This is a genomic window from Glycomyces harbinensis, assembly GCF_900101745.1.
Taxonomy (GTDB): Bacteria; Actinomycetota; Actinomycetes; order Mycobacteriales; family Micromonosporaceae; genus Glycomyces; species Glycomyces harbinensis.
In genome coordinates this window covers 19,577-44,054 of record NZ_FNAD01000006.1, presented here as the reverse complement: position 1 = coordinate 44,054, position 24,478 = coordinate 19,577, and the positions used below count along the sequence as shown (strand labels likewise).

Annotated in this window: 21 protein-coding genes; 3 read left to right on the top strand and 18 right to left on the bottom strand. The window is 70.8% G+C overall.

What is annotated here, in order from left to right:
* Window positions 1–123: 123 nt before the first annotated feature.
* From aspS to metF, 5 genes are all read right to left on the bottom strand, one after another.
* Complete coding sequence (gene aspS, locus BLQ63_RS11680) at window positions 124–1,911, bottom strand: aspartate--tRNA ligase (protein WP_091034102.1); 1,788 nt, start codon at window positions 1,909–1,911, stop codon at window positions 124–126.
* A gap of 292 nt (window positions 1,912–2,203) precedes the next feature.
* Window positions 2,204–2,722 (bottom strand): SAV_6107 family HEPN domain-containing protein, encoded by a 519-nt coding sequence (locus BLQ63_RS11675; RefSeq protein WP_177154891.1) that lies wholly within the window; start codon window positions 2,720–2,722, stop codon window positions 2,204–2,206.
* A gap of 259 nt (window positions 2,723–2,981) precedes the next feature.
* The gene (locus BLQ63_RS11670; protein WP_091034099.1) at window positions 2,982–3,362 is read right to left on the bottom strand and encodes a tetratricopeptide repeat protein; all 381 of its coding nucleotides are present in this window, start codon (window positions 3,360–3,362) and stop codon (window positions 2,982–2,984) included.
* 53 nt (window positions 3,363–3,415) lie between these two features.
* On the bottom strand, window positions 3,416–4,024 hold the full coding sequence (locus BLQ63_RS11665; protein ID WP_091034095.1) for a hypothetical protein: 609 nt from the start codon (window positions 4,022–4,024) through the stop codon (window positions 3,416–3,418).
* 109 nt (window positions 4,025–4,133) lie between these two features.
* Window positions 4,134–5,042 (bottom strand): methylenetetrahydrofolate reductase [NAD(P)H], encoded by a 909-nt coding sequence (gene metF / locus BLQ63_RS11660; protein ID WP_091034846.1) that lies wholly within the window; start codon window positions 5,040–5,042, stop codon window positions 4,134–4,136.
* A 96-nt stretch (window positions 5,043–5,138) separates the two neighbouring features.
* On the opposite strand from metF, the gene BLQ63_RS11655 reads away from it, so the two are divergent.
* Window positions 5,139–6,191, top strand: a complete 1,053-nt coding sequence (locus BLQ63_RS11655) for a polyprenyl synthetase family protein (RefSeq protein WP_218125215.1) — start codon at window positions 5,139–5,141, stop codon at window positions 6,189–6,191.
* Window positions 6,192–6,319: 128 nt separating this feature from the next.
* Here BLQ63_RS11655 and BLQ63_RS11650 read toward each other — a convergent pair whose 3' ends face one another.
* The 8 genes from BLQ63_RS11650 to BLQ63_RS11615 form a co-directional block, all read right to left on the bottom strand.
* Window positions 6,320–8,158 carry a PrsW family intramembrane metalloprotease gene (locus BLQ63_RS11650; protein ID WP_091034091.1) on the bottom strand — a complete coding sequence of 613 codons (1,839 nt, stop codon included), beginning with the start codon at window positions 8,156–8,158 and terminating at the stop codon, window positions 6,320–6,322.
* Window positions 8,155–8,748, bottom strand: coding sequence for a hypothetical protein (locus tag BLQ63_RS11645; protein WP_091034086.1), 594 nt, complete (start codon window positions 8,746–8,748; stop codon window positions 8,155–8,157). Before BLQ63_RS11645 ends, BLQ63_RS11650 begins: the two co-directional genes overlap by 4 nt.
* Window positions 8,749–8,862: 114 nt before the next feature.
* The gene (locus BLQ63_RS11640) at window positions 8,863–9,960 is read right to left on the bottom strand and encodes a branched-chain amino acid aminotransferase (RefSeq protein WP_091034082.1); all 1,098 of its coding nucleotides are present in this window, start codon (window positions 9,958–9,960) and stop codon (window positions 8,863–8,865) included.
* 179 nt (window positions 9,961–10,139) lie between these two features.
* Window positions 10,140–11,177, bottom strand: coding sequence for a 3-isopropylmalate dehydrogenase (locus BLQ63_RS11635; RefSeq protein WP_091034078.1), 1,038 nt, complete (start codon window positions 11,175–11,177; stop codon window positions 10,140–10,142).
* Window positions 11,178–11,354: 177 nt separating this feature from the next.
* Complete coding sequence (serA, locus tag BLQ63_RS11630) at window positions 11,355–12,953, bottom strand: phosphoglycerate dehydrogenase (RefSeq protein ID WP_091034074.1); 1,599 nt, start codon at window positions 12,951–12,953, stop codon at window positions 11,355–11,357.
* Between the two features lie 251 nt (window positions 12,954–13,204).
* Window positions 13,205–13,741, bottom strand: a complete 537-nt coding sequence (locus BLQ63_RS11625; RefSeq protein ID WP_091034071.1) for a regulatory protein RecX — start codon at window positions 13,739–13,741, stop codon at window positions 13,205–13,207.
* The gene (gene recA / locus BLQ63_RS11620; RefSeq protein ID WP_091034065.1) at window positions 13,716–14,765 is read right to left on the bottom strand and encodes a recombinase RecA; all 1,050 of its coding nucleotides are present in this window, start codon (window positions 14,763–14,765) and stop codon (window positions 13,716–13,718) included. Before recA ends, BLQ63_RS11625 begins: the two co-directional genes overlap by 26 nt.
* Before the next feature lie 235 nt (window positions 14,766–15,000).
* Window positions 15,001–15,204, bottom strand: coding sequence for a DUF3046 domain-containing protein (locus tag BLQ63_RS11615; protein ID WP_091034060.1), 204 nt, complete (start codon window positions 15,202–15,204; stop codon window positions 15,001–15,003).
* A 91-nt stretch (window positions 15,205–15,295) separates the two neighbouring features.
* Here BLQ63_RS11615 and BLQ63_RS11610 point away from each other — a divergent pair, with 91 nt between their 5' ends.
* A complete protein-coding gene (locus tag BLQ63_RS11610; RefSeq protein ID WP_091034055.1) occupies window positions 15,296–15,868 on the top strand; it encodes a TetR/AcrR family transcriptional regulator in 573 nt (190 codons plus the stop codon).
* A 257-nt stretch (window positions 15,869–16,125) separates the two neighbouring features.
* Window positions 16,126–16,572 carry a DoxX family protein gene (locus BLQ63_RS11605; RefSeq protein WP_091034051.1) on the top strand — a complete coding sequence of 149 codons (447 nt, stop codon included), beginning with the start codon at window positions 16,126–16,128 and terminating at the stop codon, window positions 16,570–16,572.
* Window positions 16,573–16,624: 52 nt separating this feature from the next.
* Here the strand turns inward: BLQ63_RS11605 and BLQ63_RS11600 are convergent, their stop codons facing one another.
* The 5 genes from BLQ63_RS11600 to BLQ63_RS11580 form a co-directional block, all read right to left on the bottom strand.
* Window positions 16,625–18,646, bottom strand: a complete 2,022-nt coding sequence (locus BLQ63_RS11600; protein ID WP_091034046.1) for an Hsp70 family protein — start codon at window positions 18,644–18,646, stop codon at window positions 16,625–16,627.
* 164 nt (window positions 18,647–18,810) lie between these two features.
* Window positions 18,811–20,940 carry a DEAD/DEAH box helicase gene (locus tag BLQ63_RS11595; protein WP_091034041.1) on the bottom strand — a complete coding sequence of 710 codons (2,130 nt, stop codon included), beginning with the start codon at window positions 20,938–20,940 and terminating at the stop codon, window positions 18,811–18,813.
* Window positions 20,941–21,149: 209 nt separating this feature from the next.
* Window positions 21,150–22,184, bottom strand: coding sequence for a GNAT family N-acetyltransferase (locus BLQ63_RS11590; RefSeq protein WP_091034036.1), 1,035 nt, complete (start codon window positions 22,182–22,184; stop codon window positions 21,150–21,152).
* A 105-nt stretch (window positions 22,185–22,289) separates the two neighbouring features.
* The gene (locus BLQ63_RS11585) at window positions 22,290–23,300 is read right to left on the bottom strand and encodes a GNAT family N-acetyltransferase (RefSeq protein ID WP_091034032.1); all 1,011 of its coding nucleotides are present in this window, start codon (window positions 23,298–23,300) and stop codon (window positions 22,290–22,292) included.
* 5 nt (window positions 23,301–23,305) lie between these two features.
* Entirely contained in the window at window positions 23,306–24,328 is a 1,023-nt protein-coding gene (locus BLQ63_RS11580; RefSeq protein ID WP_091034029.1) for a GNAT family N-acetyltransferase, read from the bottom strand.
* Window positions 24,329–24,478 lie beyond the last annotated feature (150 nt).

Genomic DNA, 24,478 nt, shown 5'->3' with positions numbered 1-24,478 from the left:
GAAGGGCCACGGCCGCCGCCCACGGACTCTCACCGGTCGGAAGGTGTTGAGGGGCAACCTGGCACATCGAATAGGAGACGGCCCGAGCCGCAGGCTCGGGCCGCCCACTACGACATCGTAGGGCTAATCGGCAACCGGCTCGGTACCCGCTTCGGGCTCGGGCGTGAAGTCGATGCCGGCCTCCTTGCGCTGCTCGGGCGTGATCGGGGTCGGTGCCGAGGTCAGCGGGTCGACGCCGCCGCCGGACTTGGGGAACGCGATGACGTCGCGGATCGAGTCGGCCTTGGCGAGGATCGCGGTGACGCGGTCCCAGCCGAGGGCGATGCCGCCGTGCGGCGGGGCGCCGTACTTGAGCCCGTCGAGGAGGAAGCCGAACTTCTCCTCGGCGTCCTCGCGGGTCAGGCCGAGCACGTCGAAGACGCGGCTCTGGACCTTGGCGTCGTGGATGCGGATGGAGCCGCCGCCCAGCTCGTTGCCGTTGCAGACGATGTCGTACGCGTAGGTGAGCGCGTTCGACGGGTCGGTCTCGAACTTGTCGACCCACTCGGGGTTCGGCGACGTGAAGGGGTGATGGATCGCGGTCCAGCCGCCGTCGTCGGTGGGCTCGAACATGGGGGCGTCGACGACCCAGCAGAACGCCCAGGCGTCGGGGTCGATGAGGCCGACGCGGCGGCCGACTTCGAGGCGGGCCGCGCCGAGCAGCTCCTGGGCGTCGCGGCGGTCGGTGCCGGCGGCGAAGAAGACCGCGTCCCCGGCCTTGGCTCCCACGGCGTCGGCGAGGCCGGCCAGGTGCTCCTCGGAGAGGTTCTTGGCGACCGGGCCCTTGGGCTCGCCGGTCTCGGCGTTGAAGGTGATGTAGGCCAGGCCCTTGGCGCCGCGCGCCTTGGCCCAGTCCTGCCAGCCGTCGAGCTCCTTGCGGGTCTGGGCGGCGCCGCCGGGCATGACGACCGCGCCGACGTAGCCGCCGGCGTCGATCGCGCCGGCGAAGACGCGGAACTCGGTGCCGCGCAGGTAGTCGGTGAGCTCCATCAGCTCCTGGCCGAAGCGCAGGTCCGGCTTGTCGGAACCGTAGCGGTCCATGGCGTCGTGCCAGGTCAGGCGCGGGATCGGCAGCTGGACCCGGTGGTCGGCGAGTTCGGACCACAGGGCCTGGACGATGCGCTCGCCCAGGTCGATGACGTCGTCCTGGTCGACGAAGGAGGCCTCGATGTCGAGCTGGGTGAACTCGGGCTGGCGGTCGGCGCGGAAGTCCTCGTCGCGGTAGCAGCGGGCGATCTGGAAGTACTTCTCGAAGCCGCCGACCATGAGCAGCTGCTTGAACAGCTGCGGCGACTGCGGCAGGGCGTACCAGGTGCCGGGCTGGAGGCGCACCGGCACGAGGAAGTCGCGGGCGCCCTCGGGGGTGGAGCGGGTCAGCGTCGGGGTCTCGATCTCGACGTAGCCGTCCTCGACCAGGAGGTTGCGGGCGATGTGGTTGGCCTTGGAGCGCAAGCGGATCGCGTTGTTGGGGCCGGTGCGGCGCAGGTCGAGGTAGCGGTGGCGCAGCCGGATGTCCTCGGAGACGTCCACGTGGTCGTCGATCTGGAACGGCAGCGGCGCGGACTCGGAGAGCACTTCGAGGCCGGTCGCGTTGAGCTCGATCTGGCCGGTCGGCAGCTCGGGGTTCTCGTTGCCGTCGGGGCGGCGCAGGACGGTGCCGGTGACCGAGACGCAGAACTCGTTGCGCAGTTCGTGGGCGACCTTGGCGGCCTCCGAATCGCGGAAGACGACCTGGACGACACCCGAGGCGTCGCGCAGATCGACGAACTCCACCCCGCCGTGATCGCGTCGTCGCGCCACCCATCCGGCGAGGGTGACTTGCTGGTCGACGTCAGCGGCACTCAGGGTGCCGGCGAGGTGTGTCCGATACACGGGCTCAAAACTCCTCGAAGGAAACGGCTAGTCATTGGTCGGCTTCGGACCATTCTCGCGAACGCCTCGGCCAGCAGCAATCGTATAACCGCCGTCGTTTATTCAGAGCATGCGTACCGCCGGGCACGGCGGGAGTCACCCGCGGCCGGGGACCTGATCGGCCTCGGGTCGCTGAGGGAACACCCGCTCCGGCGGAGCCACCGACGCCGGAGGGCGTTCCTTCAGTGCGTCATCGGGTGCGGCGCGCTGCCCGGCTCACGTTGAGCGGACCGTCGCGCCGCTGCGCGCATGTTCAGTGCGCGAGCGCGCTGAATCCCAGGAGGCGCACCACCACGTCGAGGAACCGCCGGGCGTCGGCGACGATCGCATCGGCCTCCTCGGGCGTGACGATGTCGGGGATGCCCGCTTGGGCGAGCACCCGCTTGCGCGCGGTGCGGGCGAAATGGGAGGCCCACTCCTCCAGTTCCGGTGCGACGCCCCTGAGGAGTTCCCAGGTGCTCGACGGGCGGCCGGGACGGCGCCTGCCGGTGGCGTCGCCGGCCCTGACGGCGAGCACGGCGACCGCGACGCGCAGGGCCGCCATGTGGGCCTCGGCGTAGCGCTCGCCGGGCCGCACGCGCTCGGCGGCGTCGTCGAGATCGGTGCGGGCGGTCGCGAGCAGTTGCAGCGGGGAGCGGTTGGGGAGCTGGTCTGCGGGGATGCGCAGGCGGGAGTTCGAAACGCTCCCGACCTGCACGAGTCGGGGCGCGTTCGCGCCGCGGGTGGTGACGGACGAAGCGGATCGGGTGGCTCCGGGTCGAGAAGCTGCCATCATGGCCTCCTAAACCTGTTCGAACTTGCGTTCGAGAAATATGGAACCACAGGGGTCCGACAATTCCAACCCCCATCCTTGCCGAAAATCAGCGATCGGCTACGGATTGTCGCCCATCCGACAGCGGAGCCATTGCACGGCAATGGAAAAGGGCCGCGAACCTGACGGCTCGCGGCCCCTTGAATTCACTCAGGGCGAATCCGGTGTTCGAAAAAATCCGCTCCTCGCGGACGGCCATGCTCCGCCGCCGCGCGGCGGACTACTCGGTGACCTCGTCCACCAGGCGCAGGTGGCCGCGGGCCTCGTCGTCCCGGCCGAGGCGCTGGAGCGTGCGGCCCAAGAGCAGCCGGGCGTAGAAGTCCGCCGGGTTGGACTCGACCATCTTCTCCGACAGCGCGAGCGCCTTGTTCAGCTGCGCCGACTTGAAGTAGGCGCGGGCCGCGAGGAGCACGACGTCCGGGTGGTCCGGGTGGTCGCGCAGCAGCGGCTCCAGGAACTTCAGGGCCGCGTGGGGGTCCTTGTGCGCGAGCATCTCCTCGGCGTCGCGCAGCCGCTGGGTCTCCTCGGGGACCTGCGGCTCCCGGGAGGCGGAGTCGATGAAGGCGGCGATCTGGTCGTCGGTGATGTCGTCGTGGCGCATGGAGGGAATAACACGGCTCCCGGCCGGATCATTCCCGTGAGGTATCGGGCGGGTCAGTCGTTGCGCAGCGCCGCCGAGACGACGATGACCAGCTGCAGCAGGCCGAGTGCGGCCAGGAGCATCCAGGCGGTCACGGTGACGGTGATCGCGCCGCCGATCCACTGCTCGTACTGGCCGCCGCCGGCGACGGCGATGACGCCGGCCGCGCCGAAGCCGATCGCGACCACGAACTCGCGCACCGACCGCTCCCCCAGCGTCGTCATGCCGAGGTCGCGCAGGCCGACCTCGCGGGCCCGCGAGCGCGTCTGGACGTACATCCAGCACAGCGCGCCGGTGACGGCGACGGCCCAGCCGGGGGCGCCGAGGAACCAGAGGGCGATCAGCCACGAGGCCTCGGAGACGCGGGCGGCGAGCGGTTCGAGGACCAGGACGCGGCGCGAGAGGCTGGTCGAGCGCGCGGCGAGGAGCGCGTAGGACGCGTCGGCGAGGGCCGTGACGGCGATGAGCGGCAGGGCGGCCAGGATGATCGGCCCGCCGAGTCGCACGCTGACGGGCACGAGGAGGGCGGCGACCAGGCCGATGCCGACGACCAGGCCGGGCTGGAACCGGGTGGAGAGGATGACCTTGCCTACAAGGGAGTCGGCGGGCACTCGGGTGCGCATGGGTGTTGTTGTAGCAGACGACATCAAACGCGCATTCGCAGCATCGAACATAAGGAAGGACTCTACGTGTTCACTCGGTGACCGCAATCCCTCGATCGGGTTGCCGACATCAGCTCTTGCGGAGGTTCTGCCACACCCGGCGCGTCGAACGCGAGTGGTTCAAGGTGGTGAAGTGCAGCCCCGGGGCGCCCTCGGCGAGGAGGCGCTCGCCCATGTCGGTCGCGACCTCGACGCCGATGTCCCGGATGGCGTCCCGGTCGCCCTCGACCGCGCGCAGGCGCTCGGCCAGCGCCGCGGGGAAGGCCATGCCGGTGAGGACCGCGAACCGCTCGATCTGCTTGATGTTCGTGACGGGCATGATGCCCGGGACGATCGGGATGTCGCACCCGGCGGCCACGACGGCGTCGCGCAGGCGCAGGTAGTCCTCGACCCGGTAGAAGATCTGGGTGATGGCGAAGTCGGCCCCGGCGCGGCACTTGGCGACGAAGTGGCGCACCCCGGTCTCCCAGTCGGCGTCGCGCGGGTGGCCTTCGGGGAAGGCGGCGACGCCGACGCTGAAGTCGCCGGAGGACTTGATGAGCTCGACCAGCTCGTAGGCGTAGCGCATCCCGCCGGGGTGTTCGATCCACTCGGCGCGCGGGTCGCCGGGCGGGTCGCCGCGCAGGGCGAGGATGTTGCGGACGCCGACGTTCGCGAAGTGGCCGATGAGGTTGCGCAGCTCGCCGACGGTGTGGTCGACGGCCGTGCAGTGGGCCATGGTCAGCATGGTGGTCTCGGCGTTGATGAGCTCGGTCGTCTCGACCGTCTTCTCCCTGGTGAGGCCGCCGGCGCCGTAGGTGACCGAGACGAAGTCGGGGCCGAGCTGCTCCAGGTTGCGGATGGTCCGCCACAGGATGCCGTCGGCCTTCTCGTCGCGGGGAGGGAAGAGCTCGAAGGAGAACTTGGGCGTGCCGGAGCGGAGCAGGTCGCCGATCTTGGCGGCCTTGACCGGCATCACGCTGGGCACTCCGAGTGTCATGCCGACAACGGTAACGGTTCTGACACACGTGTCCTGACCTGCACTCGTCACCACCCAACAGTTGGGATCGGCCCGCGTGCGCCTAGTGTTCGAACCGTGGAGCTCAACGAGCGCATCGACGCCGCCCTGACCGCCTTCCTCGACCGGCAGGCCGCCGTCATCTGCGGCATCGACCCGTGGCTCGGTTCGTACGCGGATGCGGTCCGCGACTTCGTGCTGGGCGGCGGCAAGCGGCTGCGCCCGGCGTTCGCGTACTGGGGCGCGCGGGGCGCGGGCCTGGCGGACTCTCCGGAGCTGGTCGCGTGCGTCTCGTCGCTGGAGCTGCTCCAGGCCTCGGCGCTCATGCACGACGACCTCATCGACGGTTCGGACACGCGGCGCGGGGCGCCCTCGGTGCACCGGCGATTCGCGGCCCTGCACCGCGGGCAGGGCTGGTCGGGACGGCCCGACGAGTTCGGGACGGCCGCCGCGATCCTGCTCGGGGACCTGTGCCTGGCCTGGTCGGACGAGCTGCTGTGCTCGGCGGGGATGCCGGTGGCCGCGGTCGCGGCCGCGCGGCGCGACTTCGACCTGATGCGGACCGAGGTGAGCGCCGGGCAGTACCTGGACGTGCTCTCGGAGGTGCGCCGGGACGTCTCGGAGGCGACGGCCGCGAAGGTGGCCCGCTACAAGTCCGCGAAGTACACCATCGAGCGCCCGCTGCTGATCGGCGCGTCGCTGGCGGGCGCGGGCGAGGCCGTGCGGTCGCACTACTCGGCGATCGGCCTGCCGCTGGGCGAGGCGTTCCAGCTGCGCGACGACGTGCTGGGGGTCTTCGGCGACCCGGCGCAGACCGGCAAGCCCGCCGGGGACGACCTGCGCGAGGGCAAGCACACGTTCCTGGTCGCGAGGGCCTGGGCCGCGGCCGACGGGGCCCAGCGGGCGGCGCTCGACCGGAGCCTGGGCGACCCGGACCTGGACGAGGCCGGCGTGGCGCGGCTGCGGGCGGTCCTGATGGACACCGGCGCGCTGGCCGACACCGAGGCGCGCATCGAAGCGCTTGCGGCGGAAGCGGAGGCGGCGCTGGAGTCCTCGCGACCGGACGTGGACCCGGCGGCGCTGGAGGTCTTCGCCGGGCTGCTGGTCAAGGCCGTCAAGCGCGACTTCTGAGCCGGGACCGTAGCTCGCCGCCGGCGGTTGCGGCAACGGTCGTCACCCGAAGGGGCCGATTCATCCCCGCACGGGTGACCCAACGGTTACCACCGGTCGCCTCGCTCGTTGAACCGGGCGTAGGGACATCAACGGACGGTGGGAGAAACGTGGGACTCTTCGGCGCCATCGGGCGCGAGACCAAGGGCGCGCTCCGCTCGCTCTCGTACGACCTGCACCGGTCGCGGCGGTTCCGCCGGGTCGGGGTGATCGCCGTGGCCACGATCGCGGGCGGCGTCCTCGCCACCGGGGCGCTGCTGCGCGAGCCGGTGCCGGGGCTGGCCGGGCTCGGCGGCGACGGCGAGGACGCGGGCATCATCGACGGCTGGTTCGGGCTCGGCTCGGACACCACCGGGCAGGACGCGGAGTCCTCCGAGTCCGCCTCCGAGGCGCCGGTGGGCGGCGAGGCGGCCGATCCGGACGCCGCGCCGAGCGACGAGGAGTCCGAGGTGCGCGGCTCCGGCTCGGGCGCCCGTCCCGGCGGCGCGCCGGGGCTCGTCCCGATCGGCGGCGACGAGACCTCGGGACCGTCGGAGGAGGAGGGCGGATCGAGTTCGCCGGCCCCCACTGAGGAGCCGACCGAGGAGCCGACGTCCGAGCCGCCCACGCAGGAGCCGACCGAGGAGCCGACCTCGGAGCCGCCGACGAGCGGGGAGCCCAGCGAGTCCGTGAGCCTCCCGGGCGACGGCCAGACCTCGAAGGAGGCGTCGAGCGCGCCCGACCCGCAGAAGGGCCCCGTCGGGGAATAAGCGCTTCGTCCCGGACTTGGCCTCGTCCAGTTCGGCTCGGATCGCGGCAATGTTGCGCTTGACCGCCTGCACGTCGGGCCCGTCGGGGACGCTCTCGCCGCGGCGCTGGTCGCGGGCGGCGAGCGTCGCCAGGTTCACCAGCTCCCGCTGCAGCTGCCGCAGCAGCTGCGAGGCCCGCTTGCCCCAGCGCTTCGCGGCCTTCTTGCGGGCCTTGCGCCTGCTGCGCAGCGACCGCATCTCGGTGAGGTCGGTCGTGGTGATCACCGATTCGTCCTCGTCGGACATGGTGGTGACGAACCAGCGCCATTCGGCGCGGGCCGCGAAGTGGTACAGGACGAAGAACAGGCCGAGGATGAACAGGCCCTTGCCGTAGGTCAGCGGGATCGTCAGCGCCGGGGTCAGCCCGGCCGGGACCGGCAGGTTCCACAGCGCGTGCATGCCCAGGGCCAGCGCGAACAGGCCGATCGCGACGCCCAGGCGGGTGCTGAGGCGGCGCCGGGTCTGCGTCACGAAGAACGCGATGCCGAGTCCGGCCGCGCCGGTGTACAGCGGATGGGACCAGGGTCCGGCGACCAGCACGCGCGTGAAGGTGACGCTGAGGGCCCCCGACAGGTCCGAGTTGGGGTTCATGACCGCGAAGTTGATCGCGTAGGTCAGGTTCTCGACCACTTGGAAGCCGAGGCCGACCAGGGCGCCGTAGATGAGGCCGTCTATGGACCGGTCGAAGTGCTCGCGGACGATGAGGACGAGCATGACCACGCCGAGGGCCTTGAGCCATTCCTCGTTGACCGGGCCGATGATGGCCGGGCCCCAGGTGCGGGCCCATTGGGCGTCGGCGATGTCGGCGAGGACCACGAGGGCGGCGTTGTTGGCGATCATGGCGAACGCGACGGCGGCGAGCCCGCCCCAGCACATGGCGGCGGCGCGCACCGAGGGCGGTTCGCGCTCGAACAGGTCCAGGCGCGACAGGATGACCAGGAAGACGATCGCCACGAGCGTGTTGATGGCGATGGAGGCCCACAGGGCGGTCGCGATCTCGTCGTAGTCGGGCGAGAGGGCGCGGCCGAGTTCGAGCAGGCCGTAGACGAGGCAGGCGACGTAGAGCCAGTAGGCGGGGCGCCGGAGCCGGACGAAGTTGCCCTGGCTCTCGACCACGACGCGTTCGGTGCGGACGGTCATTCGCCCTCCAGCTTGAACGTGGCGATGAAGGGCGCGGGGTCGACGGTCGCCGCGTTCGGGTCGGCTCCGGGCGCGAGGAGCACGAGGATCGCGGCGGCGCCCTTGTCGTTGCCCACCACGGTGATCGACCCGGCGGTGTCGATGCCGATGACGTCGGCGCGGAAGCCGGTGAGGCCGGTCGCGGTGTCGGTGTAGGCCCTGAGGTTGTTGTAGGCGTACCCGGGCTGGCCGACGATCTGGGAGGCGCGGCGCTCCAGGAGGCGTTCGAGGCTGTCGACGCCGGAGTCGACCTCGACCGAGGCGGTGAGGTGGTCGCGGGTGAAGTTCTGGCGCTGGTCGGCGAAGTGCACGCCCGGGCTCGTCCAGCCCTTGCCGGGCAGCTCGTATTCGAGGCTGGCCGCGGCCACCGGGGAGGACTGGAGGTAGAGCGTGTCGCCGTCGCCGATGGTCTGGACCGAGTCGCCGAGGGCCCGTTCGAGGCCGAGCCACACCGCGAGGGGCAGGGCGATGGCGACGGCGGCGAGGACCGCCTGCCACATGCGGCCGCGCTCCAGGCCGAACCGGTTCAGCCGAATGGTGACCTCGCCCAAAGTCCCCTCCCCGAGCCTTGACACACGTGGTCTCAAAGGTACGGGAAGGGGACACGGGACCATCCGGTTTTCAGCCGGATGCGCGCAGCGCCGCCGCCCTCGGCGGCGGTCCGGTCAGGCGACCTTGGTGACCCAGCCGTGGGTGTCCTCGGCGCGGCCGTACTGGATGTCGAGGAGGGTCTGGCGCAGCTGCATCGTGAACTTGCCGGCCTCGCCGCCGCTGATGCTGAAGTCGCCGTCGCGGCTCTTCACGGTGCCGACCGGGGTGATCACGGCGGCGGTGCCGCACGCGAACGCCTCGGTGAGCAGGCCGGACGCGGCGTCGTCACGCCAGCGCTCGATCGAGTACTTCGTCTCGCGGACCTCCCAGCCGGCCTCCATCGCAAGGGTGAGGATCGCGTCGCGGGTGATGCCGGGGAGGATGGTGCCCAGTTCAGGGGTGTAGAGCACCCGCTCGTTCTCGTAGGCGAAGAACAGGTTCATGCCCCCGAGCTCGTCGACGTACTTGTATTCGACGGCGTCAAGGAAGATCACCTGGTCGCAGCCGTGGTCGATGGCCTCGGACTGGGGCAGGAGGCTCGCGGCGTAGTTGCCGCCGGCCTTCGCCGCGCCGGTGCCGCCGGGCCCGGCCCGGTTGTACTCCTCGGAGACCCACAGCGTCAGCGGCTTCGGGCCGCCCTTGAAATAGGCGGCGGCGGGCGAGGCGATGAGGAGGTACTGGTACTCCTTCGCCGGGCGCACGCCCAGGAACGCCTCGGAGGCGATCATGTAGGGCCGCAGGTAGAGCGTGGCCTCGTCCTGGTCGGGGACCCAGCGGCCGTCGACGCCGATGAGCTCGCGGATGGACTCCAGGAACCACGTCTCGGGGAGGTGCGGCATCGCCATGCGGGTGGCGGAGATGTTCAGGCGGTGCGCGTTGGCCTCGGCGCGGAACAGGCCGATGCTCCCGTCGTCGTGCCGGTAGGCCTTGAGGCCCTCGAAGATCTCCTGGGCGTAGTGCAGGACCGCCGCGGCCGGAGAGAGGGTCAAGGGGCCGTAGGGCTTGAGGGTGGCGCTGTGCCAGCCGCGGCCCTCGGTCCAGGTCAGGGAGAACATGTGGTCGGTGAACACGGTGCCGAACACGGGGTTCGCGAGGATGCGCTCGAGCTCGGCGTCCGGAGTCGGGTTCGGGTGCGGCTCGCGCCGCAGGTCGGGAAGACCGTCGGTGGTCATTGATCTGTCCTTCACATCAAAACAGGCTTCGAGTGTGGCAGTGCTGTAGTGGTCCTGATGCCTAACTTACCGCTCGTTCAGGTTCTCGGGCGGCTGCGGCCGCGTCGCGGTCGACACGGCAAAACGCCCGGCGAGGCGCTCTGTAGGAGCGCATTCTCGCCGGGCGTCGAGGCTGCTGGTTAGCTGAGCTGTCCGGCGACGTCGGCGGCTACTCGGTCGCCCACCTCGCCGGTGCGGATCTTGGTTCCGGACTCGCGTCCGGCGAGTTCGCGCTCGACCGCGGCGTTCACCGCGATGGCGGCGTCGGCGCGGCCCAGGTGCTCGAGCAGGAGCGCGGTCGAGGAGATCGCGGCGACGGGGTCGGCGACGCCCTGCCCGGCGATGTCGGGGGCCGAGCCGTGCACGGGCTCGAACGTCGACGGGTGCGTGTGGTCGGGGTTGATCGAACCCGTCGCGGCCAGGCCGATGCCGCCGGTCACGGCCGCGGCGATGTCGGTGAGGATGTCGCCGAAGAGGTTGTCGGTGACGATGACGTCGAAGGTGTGGGGCCGGTTCACCAGGAACATGGCCGCGGCGTCGACGTGCTGGTACTCGGTGGTCACGTCCGCGTACTCGGCGGCGACGTCGTCGAAGGCGCGCTTCCAGAGTCCGCCGGCGTGCACGAGCACGTTGGTCTTGTGGACCATGGTCAGGTGGCCGCGGCGGCGGCGGGCGCGCTCGAACGCGTCGCGGACGACCCGCTCGACGCCGTAGCGGGTGTTCAGGGACTCCTCGGTGGCGATCTCGGCAGGGGAGCCTGTGTGGAGGTTCCCGCCGGCGCCGGCGTAGAGGCCCTCGGTGCCCTCGCGGACGACCACGAAGTCGATGTCGCCGGGCTTGACGTCCGCCAGCGGCGAGGACGCGCCCGGGTACAGGCGGCTGGGCCGCAGGTTCACGTACTGGTCGAACTCGAAGCGGAGCTTGAGCAGCAGGCCGCGCTCGAGGACGCCCGGCGGCACGGACGGGTCGCCGATGGCGCCCAGGAGAATGGCGTCGTGCTCGTCCAGTTCGGACAGTACGCTGTCGGGCAGGATCTCACCGGTGCGGTTGTACAGGCGCGCACCCAGGTCGTATTCGGTCGACTCGTAGCCGGGAAGGGCCACGGCGAGCACCTTCTGCGCCTCGGCGATGACCTCTTGCCCGATCCCGTCGCCCGGGATGACCGCGATCCTGCTCATGCTGCCTCTCTGCTTTTTACTCGATGCGCCCGCCGGTCTCGAAACGGCCGTTCGGGGCCGGAGACGCGGAATGCGGGCGAGTGCGTTCACCTTAACGCACCCGTCCCGCATTCCGACTCACGACTCTCAGCAGATGGAACTCATCGATGAACCTCCACGTCAGCGGAGGTTCAAGCGCTAGTCCTCAAGGGTCACGGCCTTGACGCCCGTGGCGCCGACCGCGTCCTTGATGCGGCCGAGCACCTCTGCGGGCACCGGCGCGTCGAGGGCCATCGCCATGACGGCCTCGCCGCCGGCGGCCTTGCGGGCCACCTGCATCGCGGCGATGTTGATGCCCAGGTCTCCCAGGGTCCCGCCGATGAGGCCGACCACGCCGGGGCGGTCGGTGTAGCGCAGGAACAGCAGCGAGCCGTCCAGGTCGATGTCGAGCTCGAAGCCGTCGATCTCGGTCAGCCGCAGGCCGCCGTGCGGTCCGGGGCTGATCGTGCCCGAGACCGTGAGACCCCGGCCGTCGACCATGGCGCCCTTGAGCGTCAGCAGCGTCTGGTACTCCAGCGACTCCTGCGCGGTGAACAGGCCGACCTCGACACCGCGCTGCTCGGCCACCAGCGGGGCGTTCACGTAGGTGACCGAGTCGGCCACGTCCACGAACAGGCCCTTGGAGGCGGCCAGCTGGAGCACGGTCACGTCGTGCGCGACGACCTCGCCGCGGACCTCGACCGTCACCGACTGGACGGCGGAGCCGGACAGCGCGTTGAAGGTGCGGCCCAGGCGCTCGGCCAGCGGCAGGAGCGGGCGCACGGCCTCGTGGACCACGCCGCCCGCCTGGACGTTCGCGGCGTCGGGCACGAACTCGCCCGACAGCGCGAGCTTGACGCTCTTGGCGACCGCGAGGCCGGCGTTGTCCTGGGCCTCGCGGGTGGAGGCGCCCAGGTGCGGCGCGGCCACGACGTTGTCGAGGGCGAACAGCGGCGAGTCGGTGCACGGCTCCTTGACGAACACGTCGAGGCCGGCGGCGGCGACGCGGCCGTCCTTGAGGGCCTCGGCGAGCGCGGCCTCGTCGATCAGGCCGCCGCGCGCGGCGTTGACGATCCGCACCCCGGGCTTGACCTTGTTCAGTGCGTCCTCGCCGATGATCCCGACGGTCTCGGGGGTCTTCGGCAGGTGGATCGTGATGAAGTCCGCGGACGCGAGCAGGGTGTCGAGGTCCACGAGGCGGACGCCGAGCTTCGCGGCGAGCGCGGGCTGGGCGTACGGGTCGTAGGCGACGACGTCCATGTCGAAGGCCTGCATGCGGGTGGTGACGAGCTGACCGATCTTGCCGAAGCCGACCACGCCGAGGGTCTTGCCCTGGATCTCGACGCCGGTGAACTTCTTGCGGTCCCAGCGCCCGGCGCGCAGCGAGGCGTCGGCGCGGGCGATGTGGCGCGCGCTGGCGAGCAGCAGCGTGATGGCCTGCTCGGCGGCGGAGACGATGTTGGAGGTCGGGGCGTTGACGACCATGACGCCGCGTTCGGTGGCGGCGGGCAGGTCGACGTTGTCGAGTCCGACGCCGGCGCGGGCGACGACCTTGAGCTTGGGCGCGTGCTCCAGGGCCGGCGCGTCGATGGTGGTGGCGGAGCGGACGATCACGGCATCGGCGTCGACCAGCGCGGCGTGGAGGGACTCCACGTTCGTACCGTCGATCTCCCGGACGTCGAAGTCTCCGGAGAGGACCTCGATCGCAGCGGGCGCGAGTGGGTCGGCGATGACCACCACGGGTTTCGGTTCGGTCATGGATACCTCGCAAAGGTAAGGAGAGACGGAGGACCGGGCGCGGCGCTGCGTCGTCGGCGCCAATGGTATGTCGAACGCGTTAACGGCGCCTTACCGACCTGCCGCATTCCGAATCCTGGAACGCCGAAGGCCCCGGTGGCGGCGGGGGCCGTACCGGGGCGTGAGCTGGAGAATCGGCGCCGGCCTTCGATTCGCGGTGCGGGCGGGCGCGGCGTGCGCACTTCCCGGTGCGCGGGTCGTGCGGCGTCCCGCTATTCGAAGTGGGCGTCGACGTCGAGCAGTTCGGCGGCCTCGCTCTCGGCTTCGGCGAGGACCTGCTTGACCACGGGGATCGCCACGCCCGAGCCGTAGCCCTTGCGGGCGAGCATCCCGACGAGCTTGCGCAGGACGGCCTCGTCGGGCTGGCCGGCGAGCGAGCGGTAGCGGCGGCGGGCGAGCGCGAGGGCGGCCTCGCGCTCGTCCTCGTCGCTGACCGCTTCGACGGCGGCCTCGACGAAGTCGGGGTCGACGCCCTTGCGGCGCAGCTCCCCGGCGAGGACCTTCTTCGACAGGCCGCGGCTGCGGTGGCGCGAGTCGACCCAGGCGCGAGCGAAGACGGCGTCGTCGATGAGGCCGACTTCGGCGTAGCGCTCCAGGATCTCGGCCACGATCGTCTCCTCGAAGCCCTTGCGGCGCATCGAGTCGCCGAGTTCGGTACGGGTCCTGGGCCGGCCCGACAGCAGTTGGAGACAGTACTGCCGGGCCGCCTCGGGATCGTTCGGCTTAGAAGTCGACCGCTGGTTCTTCAATCTCGGCCTCGCCCGGAGCGTCGGCGGCGGCGTCCACGCCGAGCTTCTCCTTGATCTTCTTCTCGATCTCCATGGCCAGGTCCGGGTTGTCCTTGAGGTTCTGCCGGGACTTCTCCTTGCCCTGGCCGAGCTGGTCGCCCTCGTAGGTGTACCAGGCGCCGGACTTGTTCACGATGCCGTGCTCGACGCCCATGTCGATGATCGAGCCCTCCTTGGACACGCCGTGTCCGTAGAGGATGTCGAACTCGGCCTGCCGGAACGGCGAGCCGACCTTGTTCTTGACGACCTTGACGCGGGTGCGGTTGCCGACGGCCTCGCCGCCGTCCTTGAGCGTCTCGATCCGGCGGATGTCCAGTCGCACCGAGGCGTAGAACTTCAGCGCCTTGCCGCCGGCGGTGGTCTCGGGCGAGCCGAACATGACGCCGATCTTCTCGCGCAGCTGGTTGATGAAGATCATGGTGGTGCCGGTGTTGTTCAGGCCGCCGGTGATCTTGCGCAGCGCCTGGCTCATCAGGCGGGCCTGGAGGCCCACGTGCGAGTCGCCCATCTCGCCCTCGATCTCGGCGCGCGGCACGAGCGCGGCCACCGAGTCGATGACGATGAGGTCGACGGCGCCGGAGCGGACCAGCATGTCGGCGATCTCCAGGGCCTGCTCGCCGGTGTCCGGCTGGCTGACCAGGAGGTCGTCGACGTTGACGCCGAGCTTCTCGGCGTAGATCGGGTCGAGCGCGTGCTCGGCGTCGATCATCGCCGCGACACCGCCCTCGGCCTGCACATTCGCCATGGCGTGCAGAGCGATCGTGGTCTTACCGCTGGATTCGGGGCCGTAGATCTCGATGATCCGGCCCTGCGGCAGGCCGCCGACGCCGAGCGCGACGTCGAGCGCGATCGAGCCGGTCGAGATGGTCTTGACGTTCTGCTTCGGCTTCTCCCCCAGTCGCATGACCGAGCCCTTGCCGAACTGTTTGTCGATCTGGGCCAGCGCGAGATCGAGCGCCTTAGCCTTGTCCTGAGCGGAGTTCATCCCGCCTCCCCTGGTGGATCCTGTCTGCTTAGCCATGTCGAATACGGTAGTCGCATCCCCCGACAACCTAGAACAACGGCATGTTCGAACAGGGCACATCTCGCAGAGATGAAAAAAGCACGGTTCGCGGAGATGAAAAAAGCACGGTTCGCAGCGATGAAAAAGGCGCGGTTCGCAGAGCTGGGGGAAGCACGGCTCGCGGGGTCGCGGAAAGCCCGGTCCGCGGGGTTCCGGGTCAGCGCACGAGGCGCGAGGGGACCCGCTCCGGCCAGGCGCGGCAGACGGCCATCCACACGGCCTTCGCGTTCTCGCCCTCGGAGAGCGCCTGGTCGATGGTGCGGCCGCCGAGCTGCCCCAGACTGTGGTCGGAGGCGACCGAGCGCGCGTACGTCGGGCCGAAGGTCTCGTTCATCCGGTCCCAGAAATCGCTCTGCTTCATGCGCCTCTCCCCCGTCGTCACCGCGGATCTACCCGCCCAACGGTAGGCGACTGCATGGCCGGTGGCCAACGCCAGGTGGCAAGATTGCCGGGTGCCTCGCGTCAGCCAAGAACACCTCGACTCGCGCCGTCAGCAGATCCTCGACGGCGCCCGCTCGTGTTTCGCCCGTTTCGGCTACGAGGGTGCGACCGTGCGGCGGCTCGAGGAGGCCACGGGGCTCTCGCGCGGTGCGATCTTCCACCACTTCCGGGACAAGGACGCCCTGTTCCTGGCCGTGGCCTCGGTGGACGCGGCCGAGATGGCGGCGACGGTGGCCGAGCGGGGCCTCGTCGGGGTCATGCAGGACCTGACGTCGGGCGCGGACAAGCCCGAGATCGCCGGATGGCTGGGGACGCAGTTGGAGGTGGCGCGGCGGCTGCGCACCGATCCCGAGTTCGCCGAGGCGTGGGGGCGGCGCCGCGAGGCGATCGCCGAGGCCAGCCGCGAGCGGCTGGAGCACCAGCGGGAGATCGGTGTGCTGCGCACCGACGTCGACATCGAGGTCCTGGGCGGGTTCCTCACGCTGATGTACGACGGCCTGGTCCGCTACCTGGCGACCGGCCGGGACGACCTGGACATCGGCCGCATCCTCAAGCTCGTGGAGGAAGCGGTCCGCCGCCACTGAGGGCGGCAGTGCCTGCGGCGCTGCGGCGCGGACGGCGGTCTGCGGCCACTTTCGCCACGGCGGCATCGCGTTGCAGATCGCGAAACATAAATACTCAGACCGGGCATATTTACAGATGTCTATGCTCCTTGATAGGCTCCTGGGTTAGTTGAACATTCAACCCAACCTGCCCCGGTTCCCGGGCGGTCAGCGCCGACCGCCGTCCGATGTAGTCAATCGGCCCGTCGCCAGGGGCAGCATTCCCCCTTGGAGGGCATATGATCGCAAGACTTCAACCGATCGGACTCCTCATCGGACGCGTCATGCTCGGCGTGGTCTTCATCGCGCACGGCTGGCAGAAGTTCAGCGTCAACGGCATGGACGCGACCGTGCAGGGATTCGAGGGCATGGGCATCCCGGCACCCACGCTGTCGGCCTACTTCACGGTGGCCGCCGAGCTCATCGGCGGCGTCGCGCTTATTGTGGGAGCGCTCCTACCTCTGGCGGGACTCGCCCTCGCGGGCGTCATGCTCGGCGCGATGTACTTCGTGCACCTCGACGGAGGGTTCTACTCCAGGGACGGCGGCTACGAGTACGTGCTGCTGCTGGCCGCCATCTCCATCGCCATCGGGTTCTCCGGCGGCGGCGCCTTGGCGGTCGACTCCCTGTGGCTCAACAAGAAGGAGGTCGGGACGCGACCGGTGCCGGCCGAGAGCCCGGCCTGATCTCGGCGAGGCCCGGGCGGCGCCGTTCCCGCGGCGCCGCCCGGCCCGTCTTTCAGCAGGGCCGCACGCCCCCGAGCGAGTTCACGTCGGCGGGGTCGACGACCAGCCACACGAACGGGAGGTACCCGACCTCCCCCTGGCTCAGCACCACCTCGACCATGACGTCGGAGGCGTCCTTGCCGGGGTGGTAGTCCCAGAAGCCCTCGGGCTCGCCGTCTCCTCTGGGCGTGATGAGGTCACCGGTCTCGTAGCAGACCAGGTCGAAGACCTCCCCCACCGACGCGTACGCGATGGCCGCGGCCTCGTCCGGCTCGCCCCGGATGCCCGGCTCGCCGCCCTGATTGCGGCAGTACTCGCGGTCCGTCGGGCAGTCCCAGTACACCTCGCCGGTCTGCATCGGCGTGTGGGCGGTGTCGCCGATCGGCTCGCCGTCGGCATCGGCCGGATCGTCGCCGGGGCCGTACAGGAGGACCTCGTACTCCGTGTTCGCCCAGAGGCCGTCCACGACGAACTCCGCGCAGTCCAGTCCCGGCTCGACACCGGCTCCCGCACCCGCGTCGAGCACGGCGGTGCACCCGGTCATGTCGCCGCTTGCGCTGGTGTGGACGGTGATCGAGGTCGGCATCGTCTCGATCGCGGTGATCTCGACGTCGCCCCAGGCCACGGGTTCGTCCGAGTCGGGCTCGTCGCCGTCGGACGACGGATTCGGCCCGTTCGAAGCGGCGCTCCCGTCGCCGGGCGAGTCGTCCGCGCGATTCGAGTACTCGGTGATGAACCAGGTCAGGCCGGAGACCAGAACGAGGGCGAGCACGACGACGGCGGCGAGCAGCCAGGGCGCGGACCGGCGCTCGGGGGCGGGATCGCGGGAGGACAGGATGCCGAGCAGCGGCGCGGTGACCGGACCGCCGGAGACCGGGGCGCCGACCGGGGCAACGAGGGCCGGAATGTACGGAGGCGGTGCGGCCCCGAGCCGCGGCGCAGGTGGCTCGGGTGGCGGCGCCGCGGCGACCGCGCCTTCGCTGACCACCAGCTCCGGCTGTTCGATGAGCGTCGGGGCGATGCCGAGTTCCTGGTGGATCATGGTGGCGGCCAACGGCATCCGGCTCGCGCCGCCGACCATGAAGACGCCGGCGACCTGCTCGGGGCTCAGGCCCGCCTCACGGATGACGGCCTTGGTGATCGCCACCGCCCGGGCCAGGAGCGGGCGGGCCAGGAGTTCGAGTTCGGAGCGGGTCAGCATCTCCTCGTTCGCGAACCCGGGCACCACGACCTCGGTGACCGTGCCGCGCGAGAGGCGCTCCTTGGCTTCCCGCACCTCGTCGTAGAGGGCGAAGCGCTGCCGCAGCGTCTCGCTCCCGGCGTCGGGGTCCAGCAGCGAACCCCAGCGGTCGGCGCGCTCCCCGATGTAGCGCCCGCCGAGGTGGTCGACCAGGGCCTGGTCGAGGTAGTGCCCGCCGATCCGGTCGGAACCGTCGACGGCCAGCACCTCGTGGCCGGTCGCGGTGCGCGACACGGCGCTCGCGTCGAAGGTCCCGGCGCCGAGGTCGAAGACGACGAGCGCCCGGCCGGGGGCCAGCTCGTGGCCGAGGACCTCGGTGAAGTACCGCGCGGCGGCCACCGGTTCGGGAAGCAGGACCGGGGATGCGGCGCCGGCCGCGAGAGCGGCGTCGGCGACGGTGTGGCGTCGGGCCGGGCCCCAGCCCGCGGGCACGGTGACCGTGACCGACCTGGGCGGGCCCGCGACCGTGCCGCACTCGGCGACGACCCGCCGCAGGACCGCCGCGACCGCGTCGCGGACCGGGACCTCCCGGTCCCCCAAGAGGATCGAGGGTGCGTCGAGGCGGAGCTTGGGGTTGCGCTCGTAGCGTTCGGGGCGCAGGCGGCCTTCACGGGCGGCGTCGCGTCCCACGTGGACGACCGCTTCGGTGTCGAGATAGATCCCCGAGGGCAGCAGCGGGCTGCCGTCGAAGAGCAGCTGGTGGCGTCGTCCGTCGGCGCGCAGGACGGTCGCGACCGTGTGGTGGGTGCCGAAGTCGACGCCGAGCGCCGCTGCCGTTCGCGAGGGGGTGTCCATGCGGGACTCTCTGGAGTGGCGGAAGGGAAACCTTCTCAGAGTACCCGGTCACCGCGAGGACCCGATCCCTCACGCCGGGGAGCGGGGTCTACAAATGCGAAGCGGCCCTGGGGAACCCGCCCGGATCGGGCGGGCGGCCCCAGGGCCGCTTCATGGTCTATCGACTACCAGCGGTCGCGGCGCTCGCGGCCGCCGCGGTCGTCGCCGCGGAAGCCGGACCGGCTGCCCTGGTCGTCGCCGCGGAAGCCGCCGCGGCCGCCCCGGTCGTCGCTGCTGCGGGCGCCGCGGTTGTCACGGTCGCCGTAGCCGCCGCGGCTGCGGTCGCCGTAGGACGAGCCGCCCTCGCGGTTGCCGCGGTAGCCGCCCGAGGACGAGCCGCCGTCACGGTTGCCCTGGTAGCCGCCGCCGGAACCGCCCTGGCCGCGGTAGCCGCCGCTGGAGCCGCCTTCACGGTTGCCCCGGTAGCCGCCCTCGCGGTTGCCCTGGTAGCCGCCACCGGAACCGCCCTCGCGGTTGCCTCGGTAGCCGCCTTCGCGGTTGCCCTGGTAGCCGCCGCCGCTGCCGCCTTCGCGGTTGCCGCGGTAACCGCCGCCGGAACCGCCTTCACGGTTCCCTCGGTAGCCGCCGCTGGAGCCGCCCTCGCGGTTGCCCCGGTAGCCGCCGCCGCGGCGCTCGCCGCCGCGGTCGTCGCGGTCGCGGCGCGGGCCGCGGTCGTCACGGCGCTTGGACGGGCCCTCGATCATCTCGCGCTCGGCCTGTTCGCGCAGGCGGGTCGCCTCGGCCCGCAGGCCCTCGGCGTCCTCCTTGAGGCGCTCGATCTGACGCTCGAGGCGCTTGACCTCGTCGTCGTGGCGGGTGGCCTGGTGCTCGGACGAGACCGCGCGCAGGTCGGTGAAGTTCCGGGCGCCCATGAGCTCGGTGAGCTCGGGGTCGAAGTTGTCGTTCACGTAGTGGCGCTTGGCCTCGACGCCGGCACGCTCGATGAGGCTGAACATGCTGCGGTTCTGGTGCGGCAGCACCAGGGTCGCCACGTGGCCGGACTCCCCGGCGCGCGCGGTGCGACCGGCGCGGTGCAGGTAGTCCTTGTGGGTCTTGGGCGGGTCGACGTGGAGGACCATGTCGACGCCGTCCACGTGGATGCCGCGGGCGGCGACGTCGGTGCACACCAGTGCGTCGAGGCGGCCGTGCTTGAAGCGGTCCAGGACCTTCGAGCGGTCGATCTGCGACATGCCGCCGTGGAGGCCCTCGGCGTTGACGCCGGACTCGCGCAGCTCGTCGGCGATGCGGTCCACGGCGAGCTGGGTCCGCACGAACACCATCGTCAGGCCCGGGCGGGCCGCGACGGCGGCGGTCATGGTGGCCTTGTCGCGCGGGCCGATGAGCATCAGGTGGTGGGTCATGGTGGTGACCGAACCGGCCGACGGGTCCACGGAGTGCGTGACCGGGTCGGACAGGTACTTCTTGACCAGGACGTCGATCTCGTGCTCGAGCGTGGCCGAGAAGAGCATCCGCTGGCCGCCGGTGGGCAGCTGGTCGAACAGCTCCTGGACCTCGGGCAGGAAGCCCATGTCGGCCATCTGGTCGGCCTCGTCGAGGATCGCGAGCTCGACCGAGTCGAGCGAGCACTCGCCGCGGCGGATGAGGTCGCGCAGGCGTCCCGGCGTGGCGACGAGCATGTCGACCCCGCCGCGGAGCGCGTCGATCTGGCGGTTGAACGCCGTGCCGCCGCAGACGACCTTCATGTCGATGCCGACGGCGTCGCCGAAGGTCTGCAGCGACTCGGCGACCTGGATCGCCAGCTCGCGGGTCGGGGTCAGGATGATCGCACGGGGGCGCTTGGCCTTGGTGCGCCCGCCCGCGGCGAGGCGGGCGAGGGTCGGCAGGCCGAAGGCGAGGGTCTTGCCCGAGCCGGTCTGGCCGCGGCCGAGGATGTCGCGCCCGGCGAGGGCGTCGGGGATCGTCGCGGCCTGGATCGGGAAGGGCCGGTGAATGCCCTGCTCGGCCAGCGCCGCGGTGATCTTGCCCGGCAGGCCGAGCTCTTCGAAGCTCGGGCCGTCTTCGGCGAGGGTCACTTCGTCGGTCTCGACGGTGAACTCCTCCTGCACGGCGGCGGGGGCCTCGGCCTCGACGGTCTCCGGGACGGCCTCGACGGCCGTCTCGGTCACCGCGACGACCTCGGCGACGACGGTGTCGTTCGCCTCGGGGGCCGGGGAGGTTTCGGGGGTTTCAGGGGTTTCGAGCGCAGTGCCTGGTTCGCTGACGGCAGCATTGGGCACAGTTTGGTCAACAGTCATGGTTCGCCTTCCGCGAGAACGACTTCGTAATGACGCACGTTCCGCGGAGATTAGGTTCACCATAAGCCGACGGTGATAGGGCGGGACGCGCCTGATCGGGCCACAAGGAGGGCCAGCTATTGACAATAGCCGACCGTGGAAGGCCATTGCCATCTCCACGGCCGACTTGTGCCTGGAGACACTGTTTCCGGCGTCCTTCGGCGATTCGGTCACTCGGCGAACTTGATCTGGTACTCCCCCATGGCGTCGACGATCTCGTACCCGAGCATGACGTTGATGTCGATCATGGGGGCGTTGACGTCGGCGTTGTCGGTCCAGATCGCGCGCACCTGCGGGAAGTTCTCCCGGACGAGCCTGAGGTTCACCAGTTTGAGGAGGAGTCCGAGGCGGTGGCCGCGGTGCTCCTTGTCGACGATGGTGATGCCCTGGAACGCGTCCTCGTACTCGGTGTCGTCGTAGGCGAACACGGCGGTGTTCGCGACGACCTCGCCGCTGGCGCGGTGCCGGGCGACCGTCTGGATCGGAATGACGCCCATGGCCTCGTTGCGGTCGGCCTTGGCGTTCTTGAGTTCGGCGTCGATCGTCTCCGGCTGGAGGTCGAGGTCGCCCAGCGGGACCTCGGCGAGGATCGTGGAGTCGATGCGGGCCATGGTCTCGACGAGTTCCTCGGGGGTGCGTCCGAGCCAGGAGACGATCTCGTAGTCGTCTCCGGCGGCGGATTGCGCCTTCTCGAGGAGGCGCTGCTCGGTGTCGGCGTCGAGGGCGTCGACGGCGCAGCGGCGGTTGATCGAGGTCAGGGCGAGCTTGAAGCCGCGCTTCTCCAGGAATTCCTGTCCGGCCTTGTCGCGTGCGACGCCGTCTTCCCAGGTCATGAGGGTGTCGAGGGTCAGTTCGGTGCGCCCGCGCCCGCGGGTGAAGGCGATGAAGTGGTCCAGCAGGGCCGCGCCGGCGCCTTGGCGGCGCCGGTCCGGGCGGACGTGGATGCTGGCCCAGCCGAAGTGCAGGTTCTCGCGCATGGGCAGGCCGATCTCGGCGATGCCGACGACGGTGCCGTCCTTGACGGCGATGAACGTGTGCTCCTCCTCGCCGGGCGTGGGGTGGATCAGGCCCTTGGCGAACTTGCCTTCGTGGGGCGCGGGGTTGTCGGGATGGTCGGCCGCATGGGAGGCGCGGAGGACCTCGAAGGCGCCTGAGACGAGGTCGCCGTCCGCGGGGTCGAGTTCAAGGATTTCCAGGTTGCTCATGGGTTCAGTCTGGACATTCGTCCGCGGGGGCGGCAACCGAATTTCGATTTCCGCACGCTCGGACGGGGCGCCCGCGCCGGAGGTCGTCCGGCGCGGGCGCCCCGTTCAGGCGTCGCGCTGGAGCTTGTACGAGACGCGGGCGTCGACGGGCCGGTAGCCGAGGAGGTCGTTGATGGCGGCCATGTTGGCGTTGGTGTCGGCGTTGCCGGTCCAGACCGTGTGCACGTGCCCGAAGTGCTCGCGCAGTTGGCGGAGGTTCGCGAGTTTGACGAGCAGGCCGAGGCGGTGGCCGCGGTGGGCCGGGTCCACGATCGTGATGGCCTGGTCGGCGTGCTCTTGGCCTTCGTGCGTGTAGATCAGGGTGTTGGCCGCGACCTCGCCGCCGCGGACCGCGATCGTGCGGATCAGGGAGTCGCCCTGGGCTTCGGCGCGCGCTTCGCGGGTGCGGATGAACTGCGCGTCGACCGTGCGGGGGCGCAGGTCCACGTCGCCGAGCGGGATCTCGGCGAAGATCTGCGAGTCGATCCGGCCGAGTCCTTCGAGGTACTCCTCGGGGCAGCGGCCGATCCAGGAGACCAGTTCGTAGCCCTCGGCGGCCGCCAGCGCCTCCTGGAACAGCCGCTCCTCGGCCTCCGGAGCGAGGGCTCCGACGCGGAGGCCGCGGTCGATCTCGGTGAGCGCGGCCTTGAAGCCGTGCCGCTCGAGGAACCTCGGTCCGGCGTCCGGTCGGCCCGGGCCGCCTTCGACGGCGGCACGGGCCATGACGATGAGTTCGCTGCGGCCTTCGGCGCGGGCGAGTTCCAGCAGGCGGTCCAGGAGCGCCGAGCCGATGCCGCGCCGCCGGTGGTCGGGGTGGACGACCAGCTCGGCCTCGGCGTAGTGCGCGTTCTCCTTGAGCGGCAGGTAGAGCCACAGCAGGCCGAGGAGGGTGCCGTCGTGTTCGGCCGTGTAGCAGCGGCACTCGGAGTCCGGCGGCGGGTGCTGGAGGGCCCCGGAGTAGCGGGCTTCGGGCACGGGTGCGAGCTCGGGGGTCTCGGCGGCGCGCACGAGCTCGAACAGCTCGGCGGCCCGCCGGACGCCCTCGCTGTCGGCCGGGTCGAGGAGGCGGAGGTCCATCGGGGTCAGGCCTCGGCCTTCTTCTGGTACTCGGCGCTCGCGTCGACCGTGGTGTAGCCCATGAGTTCGTTGATCGCGATCATGGGGGCGTTGACGTCGGCGTTGTCGGTCCAGATGTGGGCGATGGTCGGGGCGTGCGCGCGGACCTGGCGGAGGTTGGCGAGCTTGAGGAGCAGGCCGAGGCGGTGGCCGCGGTGGGCCGGGTCCACGATGGTGATGCCCTGGCGGGCGTCGCGGTCGTCGCCCTCGTCGATCGCGATCTCGGTCCAGGCCCTGACTTCTCCGGTGGCGCGCTCGACGGCCACCGACGCGAGCCACGTGCGGCCCTCGGCCGCGTAGACGGCCTCGGTGGCGCGCAGCTTCTCGGGGTTCATGACCTCGGGCTCGGCCTCGATCTCCCCCAGCGGGATCTCGCTCATGATCATGGTCTCCATGCGGCACATGGTGTCCACAAGGTCGTCGGGGACGGGGCCGATCCACTGGCGGATCTCGTAGGCGTCGCCGGCCTTCGCGAGGGCCTCGTCGTACCGGCGCTGCTCCTCCTCGGCGCCGAGCGGGTCGACCGGGCTGCGGCGGTTGACGGTGGTCAGCGCGCGGGTGTAGCCGCGCGCTTCCAGGGTCCGCGCGGTGGTCTCGTCGCGCTCCGGTCCGCCGGGCCAGGTGATGGCGGCGGCGGTGACCAGGGCGGTGCGGCCGTGCTCGGCGGCGTACCGCTCGACCCGGTCGCGCAGCCGCGCGTCGGCGTCGGTGCCGCGGTGGTCGGGGTGGACCCGCAGCTCGTACATGGCGAGTTCGAGGTTCTCGTCGGTGAAGAAGTTCAGGCGGGCGTAGCCCAGGGCCCGGCCGTCCTCGACGGCGGCGAACCAGTGGCGCTCGCGGCCGGGGAAGACATGGGAGAACAGGGTTCTGAAGAACCGCTCCGGCGAGCACGGGTTCTCGGGGATGTCGGCCTGGTGCGCCGCGGTGAGGATGGCGTAGGCCCGATCGATCAGATCTGGGTCCTCGGCGCCGAATTCGATGATTTCCACGGCCTCAGTGTGCCGGGCGGGTCCGACGAACGCACCTCGGTTTTCGCACTGGCCGTTCGGTCAGGTATGGCCGACCGTTCGTAGGATGTGGGGCATCGCCGGGATTCCCGTCTACGTAGGTATCCACACCCGCACCTCCCCTATTCACGG